The 12,611-nt window shown below is 45.7% G+C and carries 10 protein-coding genes; 8 read left to right on the top strand and 2 right to left on the bottom strand.

From position 1 onward, the window contains the following. Positions 1 to 164 precede the first annotated feature (164 nt). On the top strand, positions 165 to 836 hold the full coding sequence (locus CRO25_RS06620) for an SGNH/GDSL hydrolase family protein (protein ID WP_079694400.1): 672 nt from the start codon (positions 165 to 167) through the stop codon (positions 834 to 836). 280 nt (positions 837 to 1,116) lie between these two features. Then, positions 1,117 to 1,377 carry a hypothetical protein gene (locus tag CRO25_RS06615; RefSeq protein WP_240321307.1) on the top strand — a complete coding sequence of 87 codons (261 nt, stop codon included), beginning with the start codon at positions 1,117 to 1,119 and terminating at the stop codon, positions 1,375 to 1,377. Between the two features lie 79 nt (positions 1,378 to 1,456). Here CRO25_RS06615 and CRO25_RS06610 read toward each other — a convergent pair whose 3' ends face one another. Beyond that, the gene (locus CRO25_RS06610; RefSeq protein WP_063563531.1) at positions 1,457 to 2,425 is read right to left on the bottom strand and encodes a bile acid:sodium symporter family protein; all 969 of its coding nucleotides are present in this window, start codon (positions 2,423 to 2,425) and stop codon (positions 1,457 to 1,459) included. Positions 2,426 to 2,566: 141 nt separating this feature from the next. On the opposite strand from CRO25_RS06610, the gene CRO25_RS06605 reads away from it, so the two are divergent. After that, entirely contained in the window at positions 2,567 to 3,043 is a 477-nt protein-coding gene (locus tag CRO25_RS06605) for a DUF6376 family protein (RefSeq protein WP_063563532.1), read from the top strand. Between the two features lie 144 nt (positions 3,044 to 3,187). On the opposite strand, the gene CRO25_RS06600 is transcribed toward CRO25_RS06605, so the two are convergent. Beyond that, a complete protein-coding gene (locus CRO25_RS06600; RefSeq protein WP_170867822.1) occupies positions 3,188 to 3,625 on the bottom strand; it encodes a MarR family winged helix-turn-helix transcriptional regulator in 438 nt (145 codons plus the stop codon). A 209-nt stretch (positions 3,626 to 3,834) separates the two neighbouring features. On the opposite strand from CRO25_RS06600, the gene uvrA reads away from it, so the two are divergent. From uvrA to CRO25_RS06575, 5 genes are all read left to right on the top strand, one after another. Beyond that, positions 3,835 to 6,339, top strand: coding sequence for an excinuclease ABC subunit UvrA (gene uvrA / locus CRO25_RS06595; RefSeq protein WP_079694399.1), 2,505 nt, complete (start codon positions 3,835 to 3,837; stop codon positions 6,337 to 6,339). 27 nt (positions 6,340 to 6,366) lie between these two features. Beyond that, positions 6,367 to 7,896 (top strand): MDR family MFS transporter, encoded by a 1,530-nt coding sequence (locus CRO25_RS06590; RefSeq protein ID WP_079694398.1) that lies wholly within the window; start codon positions 6,367 to 6,369, stop codon positions 7,894 to 7,896. A 66-nt stretch (positions 7,897 to 7,962) separates the two neighbouring features. Next, positions 7,963 to 8,718, top strand: coding sequence for an SDR family NAD(P)-dependent oxidoreductase (locus CRO25_RS06585; protein WP_079694397.1), 756 nt, complete (start codon positions 7,963 to 7,965; stop codon positions 8,716 to 8,718). Between the two features lie 473 nt (positions 8,719 to 9,191). Further along, positions 9,192 to 9,989, top strand: coding sequence for a sulfite exporter TauE/SafE family protein (locus tag CRO25_RS06580; RefSeq protein ID WP_079694396.1), 798 nt, complete (start codon positions 9,192 to 9,194; stop codon positions 9,987 to 9,989). 189 nt (positions 9,990 to 10,178) lie between these two features. Continuing rightward, a complete protein-coding gene (locus CRO25_RS06575) occupies positions 10,179 to 12,563 on the top strand; it encodes a polyprenyl synthetase family protein (RefSeq protein WP_079694395.1) in 2,385 nt (794 codons plus the stop codon). Positions 12,564 to 12,611 lie beyond the last annotated feature (48 nt).

The raw sequence follows: 12,611 nt of genomic DNA, 5'->3' as shown, positions 1-12,611 counted from the left end.
GCTGATCTTCTTCTCTATTAAGATTGTCTCGGTATCGTGTGGCACGAAAACTTTTGTTACAATAGTGTAGCGAACGATGAAAGGCTGGAAAGGCCGTTTTGCTTCGGTATTTGGATGACATCGTTACTATACATATCTGTTACAAGGGAAGAAGGGATCTGCTCATGTCGTCACAATCATCATCCTATGAAGGGCAAAAGGCTGTTTTTCTGGGGGACAGCATAACTTTCGGATATGGACTCCAGGAAGGGGAACATCCGTATCCGGAGCTGGTTAGCAGCGCATTGGGATTTCAATCCTATGAGAATCATGGCATTTCCGGAAGCAGTGTGGCGGACGGAGGGTTTGAACCGATGTGTAATCGCATTGGGCAGATGCACGCGGAAGCGGATGTTATCTTTTTCATGGGCGGAAGAAATGACTTCTCCAGTGGTACGACGGCATTTGGAGATATCAGCACTTCGCCCAATTCGAAGGATACCTTTTATGGGGCGCTTAAACATATATCAGAAGAGTTGATCCAGCGCTATCCAACCAAGCTGATCGTGTTTCTTACTCCGCCCCATGGATCAAGTGAAGCTGTCCCAGAAGACCTGCCTAATACGGTAACCAGACGGATATACAGTGACTATGTCGCTGCGATTAGAGAGGTCGCGTCGTTATACTCCATCCCGGTCTGCGATCTGTGGAACATTGCTGGAATCCAGCCATTGCTGCCTGTGCACAAAGATTTATACTTTACAGGTGATAACGGTGTACCGGATGGGCTCCATCCCAACCAGGCCGGACATGAAAGAATTGCCTCCAGAATCGTGGGCTTTTTGAAATCGTTATGATACCTTGTGAATTAGTGTGAGGAAAAGAGAAATAGAGTGAATGGGGATCTGCAGGGTAGGCACTTTAATCATAAGTGTCACTTATTGCAGGTCCTTTGTGTTATACAGAATCAGGATATATTATAAAAATTTTATGTTGAAACTAATATGGTAAATATTACATTGTAAATTCATGAGATTTCAGGTATTTTTATTAACGGCAAACTTTTCTTTATAAAGTAGAAGTAGATTGTCTTAGCAGGTAGCAATTGAAATGAAGGAGAAAGGAGGAAGAAATATTATGTCAGAAGTTGCTAGTCAAAGAGTACATAAGCCAGGACCACAGCCAGTAAGTTTCGGTAGTTGGATGCTCACGTTGTTCCTTATGATGATTCCGCTTGTAAACATTATTATGTTGTTTGTATGGGCATTTGGAGATTCGAATCCTTCGAAAGCCAATTATGCCAAAGCAGCATTGCTGTGGGCAGCAATCGGGATTGTTGTGTATATTCTTGTGTTCGTACTTATCATTGGAGCTGGAATTTCGCTCTCGGATTACTAGGTTTATGAATACGTAGCTTGATAAAGTTTTAAAAAAACGCCGACAATACTGTCGGCGTTTTTGATTTGCTTATTTTGTACTAGGCTGCGGACGTCTTATCAGCATTGTGAAGAGTCTGCGAGCGGCGGCCAAGCAGGTATCCTGCAAGCGAGGCCAACATCTGCTGGAATACCATGCCGAGTACAACCGGGACGGCAACCGGTGGAGGGAAATACGATACGGCAAGCACCGCTCCCGCACTAATATTGCGCATGCCTCCGTTGAATACAAGTGCGACCTGATCGGCTTCATTCCAACCGAGTAATCGGGCAACGAAGTAACTTAGAGCATAGCCAAATGAGGCCAGAAAAATAATGATGGCTGCTAGACCAGCGAGCTGCCAGTTAAAGTCAGCCAAATAGGGCGCAACAACAGAGCCATTAATCGCGACAACCGCTGCCATGAACAATTTGGAGAACGGATTCAGTCTTGGCCCCCAGACCGGAACAATGGCCCCTTTGGTCCATTCATTCAAAAGCATCCCGAGCAAGGAGGGAACAACGATCATCCAGAACAGACTGCTCATCATGGCTGCTATATCCAACGATACGCTAGTGCCAATCAGCAAGGATAATACGCCGGGTACCACGAAAGGAGCAAGCATGGTGTCAATCAGGATAATCGACAGCGTCAGAGCGATATTGCCCCGATAGATACTGACCCAGATAAAGCTGCTCACACCTGTCGGAATAACTGCAGCCAGAACAAGGCCCGTTATCGTGTAGGCATCCGTTGGGAAGACCAGGTGACCCATGCCAAGAGCAATCAGAGGCATCGCCAGATGCAGAATAAACAGACAAACGAACAGTGGAAAAGGCTTCTTCAGCACGTTCACAAAATCCCGTATCCCGAGACTGATGCTTCCCGCAAACGTCATGAACGCAAAAAGCCATGGCGACAAAAAGGTATAAGAAGAAAGAAGACTCCCGCAAAGAACGCCAATAATAATGCTGATTGGAGTAATCAGTGGCATGATGCGGTTCAAGCGTACATTTAAGGCCTGAAGCATATTCATGACATCCCTTTACCGTATGATTCCTTTATTATACATGTTAATAACGCTGAATGTAGACCCATTTGCAATGAAGCATACGGAGCAGTTATCATAAATCTGGAAGAAACACTTCAAGTTGAAGAAGGGGAGATGGTCATGATTAAACGGAAAAGAAAGCACACAATGATGATGGCAGGCCTCATTGCGTCAAGTATTCTTATGATATCGGCCTGTTCCGTTGTAGAACAAGCGAATCAAAGTTTGAATTACGTTAGTGGGGCTACTGATTATATAGAGCAAGTATCGAACGCCGGAGCCGATCTGCAGGAACTCGCATCAGGAGCGGTGAGTAACCCTGAAATAACAACTCAGGTACAGGAGAAAATAGATCAGATTCAGGCGGAAGCCGACGAATTTTCTCAGCTGACAGCACCAGCGATAGGGGAAAGCATTCATGAAAATCTGGTCAGTTACAACAATCAATTAACCGAAGTTGTAGATCAATTTGAGAACACGCTTGCAGCGCAGGGTTTTACGGCAGAAAACTGGGAGAAGACAGGTATTCCTGAATTGATCACCAATATTAATGGTTTAAAAGATCCGTTAAGCGGTCTTGGAATCGAGGCCAATTAAGATTTAAACCAGGAAATGCCTTGAGTATAAAGCGGCTTCATCCCCAAAAAGGACGATATACCGGAGTGATTTTGATCACTTGCGGATATCGTCCTTTTTGTTTTTCTAATATAACTCACATTTTTCACAAAATATAAACATGGATCACGATGATGATTTGCCACGAATTTTGGAGCTTAGATCTTCAATCTGTCCATCCAGAACATTTCCTGCTTTACTCAGGAACCCTGTAATAAGCTCCAGCTCTTCCTCTGTGTATGTGGAAGCCAGATTAACCATAGCTGCATGAAGGGTGAGGTAGGTGCTGCTGACCTCTTCCTTGTTTTCGTACAAAGGCACAATGATGACTTTACGGCGGTCATTAGGGTCATTTTCTCGACGGACAAAGCCGTTCTTCTCAAGCCTGTCAATTAATGTCGTGACACTTCCTGTGGCCAGACCGGTAAGTTTTGACAGCTCACCAGCAGTGATTGGCCCCTTCTCGCGCAGGATATCCACGGATATGAAATCGTTATTGTACAAGCCCAAAGAGGCAGCCACATGCTGCTGATATAAAACGGTTCGGGTACCCAGGCTCCGCATTCGCAACGTAAAATTCTCCTGTAATTCGGTAGGTTGTTGTTGATGTTCTCTTGACAAAAGATAACCCTCCTCTTAAGATGACATATATCTTGATTATCGAGATATTAGATTAACGAGATAATAAATTTTGGAGATACTAGATTAACGTATGATTAATTTCAACTTATTTTAACGAACTCTGTACTTATTTGCAAAGGGGACGATCGATTTTGAGAGAAACAATGATGATTAAAGGAGCACGGGAGAACAACCTGAAGAATATTTCACTTTCGATTCCGAAGTATAAGTTGGTGGTTCTAACGGGACCGTCCGGCTCCGGCAAATCCACGCTGGCAATGGATACCCTTCAGCGAGAATGCCAGAGACAATACATGGAATCGATGGGATTAACATCGGATTCGATCAGCAAACCGAAAGTGGAGTCCATCACAGGTCTTTCTCCATCCATCAGCGTAGGACAGCACATTACTAACCGGAATCCACGCTCAACGGTAGGAACAGTGACAGACATTTACACTTACGTTCGTTTCATTTTTTCCAGACTTGGAGAGCGTATATGCCCATCCTGTAATGGCACCATATCACCATCGTGGGAAGCGGCTGGTCATTTAACCGAGGAAGACGAATACATGGGTCATCAGACTATACATTGTCCACATTGCAATGCCGTGCTTGAGAAGCTGGGCATGTCACACTTTTCGTTCAACAAACCGGAGGGCGCTTGTGATGTATGTAGTGGGCTTGGTCATGTGGCATCAATCAACGAAGCGGCAGTATTCAATCCTGAGCTTAGTGTGCGGGATGGAGGTGTAGCTTCGTTAAATGGTGTGCATCGGGATATCCAGATCCGAATTCTGGTTGCAGCTGGACAACATTTTGGATTCGGATTCGATCCGGATCGTCCATTGAAGGACCTTGGTGAAATCGAGCGCGATTTGCTGTACTACGGCGTCGAGAGCGAAGCGTTTAAGCAGCATTACCCTAATATCAAGCCCATCCAGGGAACCAAGTTCGAAGGTGTGATCCCCGGATTGTGGAGACGATATAAAGAAAAGGAAGGAGAAGGTGGCGGAACGGAAAAAGACGGACGTTTTTTTCATCAACAGCAGTGTCCTGAATGTCAGGGCGCTCGTTTGAAAAAAGAAATTCTTTTGGTAAGCGTAGCTGGCGCATCCATCTCCGACGTAACCAACTGGTCATTCAGTAAAGTGCTGGAATGGACGGTAGGCCTACAAAAAGTGATCTCACCCGAGGCACATCACCTGCTTGATCCAATCCTTCATGATCTGCCCACCAAGTTGAAACGCATTATGGATGTTGGACTTGGCTATCTCTCCATGGATCGTCAGACCGTAACTTTATCTGGTGGTGAAGCTCAGCGATTACGACTTGCATCGCTTCTAGGCTCTGGTTTAACGGGCGTATTGTATATTCTGGACGAACCGACGACAGGGCTCCATCCGAAAGATACCATTGGCCTGATTCGCGTACTTCAGGAGCTTCGTGATCTGGGCAATACGATCCTCGTCATTGAACACGATATTGAGATGATGCGTGCTGCTGATCATGTGATCGACATTGGACCTGGTGCTGGAGTCAATGGAGGGATGGTTGTTGGTGAAGGGAGCCTGGAGGATTTAATGGCAAGTGAGCTTTCGGTTACGGGAGCTTATCTGAGAAATGAATCTGTGGCTAGTCCTTCTTATAACCGGAGAACAGGTACGGGGCAGCATCTTTCCATTCAGGGAGCGCATTTGCGCAACATTGATATTCCGGTCGTATCTTTTCCATTAGGCACGCTGATCTCCGTAACGGGTGTTTCAGGGTCAGGCAAATCTACGCTTGTATTTGATATCCTCGCACAGGGAATGGAATCAGGTCAGAAACCATCAGGTTGTGAAGAGATAACAGGCTTGGAGCACGTAGGTGATATCGTTATTTTTGACCAAACGCCAATGGGCAGAATGCAACGGTCGAATGTTGCCACCTACACAGACGTATTTACACACCTGCGCCAACTGTTCGCTGGTTTGCCAGATGCCAAGGCACGAAAGCTTACTGCGAAGCATTTCTCGTTCAATACACCCGGAGGGCGCTGTGAAACCTGTCAAGGTCTGGGAGTGTTGTCTGTGGACATGAACTTCCTGCCTGATCTGGAGGTAACTTGTCATGACTGTAAGGGCAGACGATTCATGGATGAGGTGTTACAGGTTCAATACGAAGGATTCTCGATATCCGATGTACTGAATATGTCAGTAGCCGAAAGTCTGCCTGTCCTGAAAAGTCAGACCAAAATCGCCGATCTCGTCGAGATGTTGTGTGAAGTTGGACTTGGTTATCTCCAATGGGGTCAATCCGTCAAAACATTGTCAGGCGGTGAGGGTCAACGGATCAGGCTGGCAAAAGAGCTGAGTAAAAAGACCAAAAAACACACGCTCTATCTATTGGATGAGCCAACAACCGGCCTTCATCCGTCAGACATCAAGCAACTCCATATTTTGCTGGATAAGCTGGTTGAGTCGGGGAATACCGTTGTCGTTGTAGAGCACAGTCTGGAATTGATTCGGGAATCCGATTGGGTTATTGACATTGGCCCAGAAGGTGGCGCAGCGGGTGGTGAGCTAGTAGCCGAAGGCACGCCGGAGCAGGTGGCGGAGGTCAGAGCCTCCCATACAGGACAATTTTTGAAGCGTATATTAGCCGAGGGGCTTTAATCAGAATGGATAAGGGGAAAAATAATCATGGTAAAAAGCAATAAATTAGGCGTTATTCTTGCAGGCTTGCTGCTTGCCATTCTCATGGCTTCGATGGATAACACCATCGTAGCCACTGCAATTGGTACCATTGTGGGTGATCTTGGCGGATTTGATAAATTAATGTGGGTCACCTCTGCCTATATGGTTGCAGAGATGGCGGGTATGCCGATCTTCGGTAAACTATCGGATATGTATGGCCGCAAGCGATTTTTCATTTTTGGAATCATTGTATTTATGATTGGTTCTGCATTGTGCGGGACAGCGGATTCTATCATTCAGCTCAGCATTTATCGTGCGATTCAAGGAATCGGCGGCGGTGCGTTGATGCCGATTGCATTTACCATTATGTTCGATGTCGTTCCCGCAGACAAACGGGGTAAAGTGGGGGGACTATTTGGTGCAGTCTTTGGTTTATCCAGTATTTTCGGACCACTTCTCGGAGCCTATCTCACTGATTACATTCATTGGTCCTGGATTTTCTATATCAACCTGCCACTTGGTCTGATCGCCTTTGTCATGATTGCATTCTTCTATAAAGAATCCGTAGAGCATTCCAAACAGAAAATCGACTATTTTGGCGCATTCACACTGGTAGCTTCCATCGTGTGCCTCATGTTTGGACTTGAACTTGGAGGCAAGGAATATGCCTGGAATTCCAGCATGATTGTGGGTTTGTTTGCTGCGTTCGCCGTGCTGATGACTGCATTTGTGTTCATAGAGCGGCGTGTGGCAGAACCAATTATTACATTCAGCATGTTCAAAAACCGGCTGTACTCCACCAGCAATCTAATGGCTATATTTAGCGGTGCAGCCTTTATTACAGCTTCCATCTATATCCCCATTTATATTCAGGGCGTACTTGGTGGATCAGCTACCAACTCCGGTCTGGTTCTGCTGCCGATGATGCTTGGATCAGTTGTAACAGCTGCGGGTGGAGGAGCCATGCTTACCAAGCTCAGATACCGCTCCATCATGTTACCCACACTTGCGCTGCTGGTCATTGGTATCGCCTTGCTGACAACGTTAACGACGGATTCCTCCCGATTTATGGTGACCATTTTCATGATTCTGGTTGGTCTGGGCATTGGGTCTTCGTTCTCTGTATTGAGCAATGCAGCCATTCACGGTTTCTCAGCAAGACAGCGCGGTTCTGCCAGCTCAACCCTTAACTTCAATAGGGAACTCGGTATGACGTTGGGAATTACGGTATTTGGTATCGTACAGAGTCACGTATTTGCGAGTAAATTGGTTTCCTTCTTTGGAAATAGTAATGGTAGTGAGCAGGGTGGTGGCGTGAATCTGAGTGATCCTAGCTTAGTCCTAAAACCGGATACTCGTGCTGATATTCCTGCGCCAATGTTGGATAAGATTACAGAAGCATTGTCCTCATCCATCGTTCATACGTTTGCCTGGGCCATCATTCCGGCCGTTATTGCTCTATTGGCTGCTTGGTTTATGAGTAAGGAAAAATTTGACCCTGCATCCGAGTCAGATGAATATTTAGCTTCACACTAGCAAGACTATGTAATGGATTTGTGTGCTGGATATGACAATATGTTCTTATCAAAGGAGACCTACGTTATGTCTGAACAAAATGGAAAAGTAATCATTATCACCGGCGGAGCGAGTGGTATTGGTAAAGAAACAGCGCTTCAGCTTTCGGATCTGGGTGCAACGATTGTTGTAGCAGACTATAACGAAGAGGGTGCCAAAAAGTTTGCATCTGAGATTGAAGCAGGTGGTGGCACAGCCGGAGCATACAAAGTGGACGTGTCCAAAGGAGATGAGATCAAAGCCCTGATCGACTGGACCGTAGAGAAATACGGAACATTGAGCGGTATTTTCAACAACGCGGGCATTGGACTTGTGAAGCCATTTCTGGAAATGGACCCGGAATCCTATCACAGAGTAATCGATGTTGACCAGCACAGTGTCTATTACGGTATGTATTATGGCGCCAAAAAAATGGTTGAACTGAATGTACAAGGCACCATCGTAAATACAGCATCGATCTATGGAAGTATTGCCGCTGTGGGAAGCTTTAACTACAATGCAGCCAAGGCGGCTGTCGTGATGATGTCCAAATCCGGTGCTTTGGAACTTGCCGAGCATGGCATTCGTGTGGTTGGTGTAGCGCCAGGGTTTATTGAGACACCGATTCTGGGTGATGACAAAGCGATGAAGGATGCGCTTGCCACCCAACATATGCGCGGAGAGCTCATTCAACCGGAGAAAGTTGCGAGTGTTGTAGCCTTCCTGTTCAGTGACGCTGCCAGTGCAGTGAATGGTACAACGGTTGCAGTAGATGATGGATTCCTCAGCTTCAAAACAAAATAAGATTTGGACAGTAAGGTAGTCTAGTCCGTCTCTGAGAAATAAAAGAAAAAACGGTGCAGAACGAATAAATCGTTCTGCACCGTTTTTTTTGCAATCAATATAAGAAGAGTATTTATTATGAAAATAATTCTATATAGTCATCCCGGGAGTTCAGAGATCATGATACAATAAGCAGGCATGCGTCTTTTATCATTTTGTGGTGTCATAGACAATACGCACACCTAGAGAGCCATAGCTCTCTTCTTTGTAGTGACATTGGGAGCATGTTTTTGTAGCGCATAACGCATCACTGTGAACTTGTAATTTTTCGTTGCACTGCGGGCATTTATTTTCAAAAAGAGTCTTCAACACGTTAAACATGCTTAATCACTCATTTCGGATTAATTTACTTGGTTTTATTATAGCCGATTATTTTAACTGCGTATACTGTTTTTTGCATCATTTTTTACACCGCAAGAAAGGAAGAAAAACCGATGGATACTCTGCTTTTTGTCATCATGTTTATACTGGGTCTGGTCGGTTCCTTCTTCTCCGGTTTGTTGGGTATAGGTGGAGCCATAATTAATTACCCGCTGTTGTTGTATGTACCTTCTCTCATGGGGCTGGAACCGTTCTCGGCACATGAGGTGTCGTCGATCAGCATGTTTCAGGTGTTTTTTGCCTCGCTCGCTGGTGTGATTGCCTACCTTAGAAGAGCAGGGAACGGGAAAAAGAGCGAAGTTCTCATTCATAAAGGTCTGGTGGCTTACATGGGCTCCAGTATTCTGGTCGGCAGTCTGATTGGCGGCTTCATATCCGGTCACCTGAATGGAGAAGTCATCAATCTGATCTATGGCATTCTGGCCATTATCGCGATTGTACTTATGCTGATTCCCGGTAAGGGAACAGAAGGCTCGGCTGGTCAGGTAACATTTAACACATATGTTGCGGCAGGAGCAGCTCTTGCCGTAGGGATCGTCTCGGGAATTGTCGGTGCGGGTGGTGCTTTTATATTGATTCCGATCATGCTCACCGTGCTTAAGATCCCTACCCGGACGACCATTGCTTCTTCGCTTGCGATTGTGTTCATCTCCGCCATTGGTGGGGTGGTGGGAAAAATTCTGGGTGGGGACATTCCGTTGGAGCCCATCATTTATACGGTTATCGGGAGTCTGCTCGGTGCTTCACTCGGTTCCAAAGTGAGTTCAATGATTAATGTGAGACTGCTTCGGTATGGACTGATGGTTCTTATCGCCATTACAGCAGTGAAGGTATGGTCTTCGATTTTGTAAAACCACATAGGATTGAAGCGTCCATGACGATTTCGTAACCAAACGGATGGAATGCCGTATAAAGGTTATAAACATGAGCTGGCGAATTTGTTGTTGCATGAATTCACATCAGTTTTCGTCCATGGAGCACCCTCAAACTCCTTTCATGGATACATGTTTAACATTATGAGAAGTTGAGGTATCCATCCTATGAATAACGTACTCACAGATCAGGCTGATGCAGGATATCGGTTGGCTGAGCAGAAGGCAGCTCAGTATTTTACTTCTCTTCATGAACAACTTCTGAATAACACGTATACCACTGCACTTACGCAAGATATCCACTTGTGGCAAAAAAAACATATTCAACCTTTTTCCTGGTTATCTTTTTTATCACCAAGTCAAAGAAAACCTGATTCCCGGGATGCTCATAGATATATCCATTGGCTTAATGTTACAGGCAAACTGGATGATTACTTGGATCGCAGTATTTCTTACATTTATATGCGAGATCTGGGCAAAGCCCTGGACTCCTTGGATACCCAAGCACGCATTCAGCGTGTCGCTCAGGATACCAAAGCGTATTTTATGCGTTCAAATACAACCCACCGCAAGGGAAGCCCGGATTATATCAGTCTGGCCGCTTTGTATCGCTGGGCCCAGAAGGAGAACGTGGAAACAGCTGTTATCTGGGTGATCAGCAAATTGAAAAATGTTGCTTCCAATATTCCCAAAGAACTGGATGCAGAACAGGCACAGCGCAAGCTGCTCAAGATCATTCTTGGTGTTGTTCTGCATGTGAACGATGATATGAATGATGAGACTCCCCAGGTAGAACGTTCCGAGAGGCTGGACGCTGCGATTAGGCTCGGTTATTCTTACGGATTGACCTATCCATTTATTGATGACCTGCTTGATTCGCAGGCGTTGACTGCGCAAGAGAAGGAACAGTATTCTCTCTTGATTCGCAATGCGCTTCTCACCGGGATTGTGCCGGATATCGGCGAATGGAAGGGAGCCAATCTCAAAGTCATTCAATATGTTCATGCCGAGCTGCGTGATGCGTTCGAGTATATCAAGAACTACCAGCGCCCTGAGACGCAGCGCACATTCTTCGAGCAATCCTATGTATTCTTTCAATCTCAGGAAATAGACCGTGCCAAGAAACTATCGAACGCGAATTATTCTAATGAAGAACTTTATATTCCAATCATTATTAAATCCTCATCCTCCAGACTCATTGTTCGTTCCGTGCTCAGTGCATCTGCGGATGAAGGTTTTGATCTGCGGACATTCTACTATGGCATTTATAATCAGCTCGCGGACGATTTCGCTGATATGTTTGACGATATGGAGGAGGAGGCAGTAACTCCTTATACTTACTATCTGAAGTATCGTGACCTGCGGCCCGGTCTGATCAATCCGTATGAACTATACTGGGCGGTTATCTCTTATCTGATTCATGAGGTGTACCATTCAGATGCGAAGACCCGGGAGGTCATACTGGATCGGGCTCTTAATGGTCTTAAGCGTTGTAGAGAGCGTTTGGGTCAAGAACAATACAACGAAGTGATGAACATCTTTGCCTCCGGACAACCTGAATTCAATCGCCTCATTCAGCAAATGGTGCGAAAAGCCGATGATGTGGATTTCCTGGATAAATTGCTGCGGGATCAGGTCATCCTTCAATTGCAGAATGACAAGCAGGAAAAACAGGATTTTCTGGATACGATTCGCACGGTTCGTGAACAGATCAATATTGAATTGCAGATATCCAAGCCGGGTGGACTTCCGGAGATGAAAGGCACACTTATTGATGCAGCGAATTACAGTTTACAAGGAGATGGAAAACGGCTAAGGCCCATCCTGACCTGGGTGATGGGTGTGCGTGAATATGGTCTGCATGAATCATCTATCATTCCTCTTCTAAGATCACTGGAATACATGCATACGGCTTCACTGATCTTTGATGATCTGCCGACCCAGGATAATGCTTCGACCAGGCGGGGGCGCTCTACCTTACATCAGGTGCATAACAGCGCAACAGCAGAATTGACAGGTTTATTTCTCATTCAAAAGGCCATTGGCGAGCAATCTTCCCTCAATCAGTTTGATGCCGCAACCGTGCTTACCCTGATTCAATATTCCGCTGAAAAAGCAGAAGATATGTGTATGGGACAGGCGATGGATCTGAATGCCAAAGGCAAAGCATTGACCCTGGAACAATTGAACATGATCTGTTTCTACAAAACAGGTATTGCTTTCGAGGCTGCACTTGTGATGCCAGCCATTCTGGCTCAGGTGAAGGAAATGGAGATTGCCTCCTTAAAGAAGTTTGCGTATCATGCGGGTATCGCCTTTCAAATTAAGGATGACCTGCTGGACCTGGAAGGGGATCATCGGGTACTCGGTAAGCCGGCAGGTCAGGATGTACGGAACAACAGCTCAACCTTTGTATCCATTCTGGGTGAAGATGGCGCGAAGAAAGAGATGTGGGAGCACTATTGTCTCGCAACCGATGCGCTGAACGAAATGCCGAAGCCGATTTCTTTTCTAAGGCATCTGTTGGATTACATCATTGGACGGGAGCGGTAAAATCGTTTCTGACTAAAACCCATTCCCATGTTCAACATGGTTTATATG

The organism is Paenibacillus sp. RU5M (assembly GCF_900221055.1).
Lineage (GTDB): Bacteria > Bacillota > Bacilli > Paenibacillales > Paenibacillaceae > Paenibacillus > Paenibacillus marchantiae.
Note: the sequence above shows the minus strand (reverse complement) of the source record. Positions and strands in the feature narration are given on the sequence as shown.

Coding starts and splice junctions, on each gene's coding strand:
- CRO25_RS06620 (WP_079694400.1), top strand. CDS start 165: ATGTCGTCACAATCATCATCCTATGAAGGGCAAAAGGCTGTTTTTCTG.
- CRO25_RS06615 (WP_240321307.1), top strand. CDS start 1,117: ATGTCAGAAGTTGCTAGTCAAAGAGTACATAAGCCAGGACCACAGCCA.
- CRO25_RS06610 (WP_063563531.1), bottom strand. CDS start 2,425: ATGCTTCAGGCCTTAAATGTACGCTTGAACCGCATCATGCCACTGATT.
- CRO25_RS06605 (WP_063563532.1), top strand. CDS start 2,567: ATGATTAAACGGAAAAGAAAGCACACAATGATGATGGCAGGCCTCATT.
- CRO25_RS06600 (WP_170867822.1), bottom strand. CDS start 3,625: ATGCGGAGCCTGGGTACCCGAACCGTTTTATATCAGCAGCATGTGGCT.
- CRO25_RS06590 (WP_079694398.1), top strand. CDS start 6,367: ATGGTAAAAAGCAATAAATTAGGCGTTATTCTTGCAGGCTTGCTGCTT.
- CRO25_RS06585 (WP_079694397.1), top strand. CDS start 7,963: ATGTCTGAACAAAATGGAAAAGTAATCATTATCACCGGCGGAGCGAGT.
- CRO25_RS06580 (WP_079694396.1), top strand. CDS start 9,192: ATGGATACTCTGCTTTTTGTCATCATGTTTATACTGGGTCTGGTCGGT.
- CRO25_RS06575 (WP_079694395.1), top strand. CDS start 10,179: ATGAATAACGTACTCACAGATCAGGCTGATGCAGGATATCGGTTGGCT.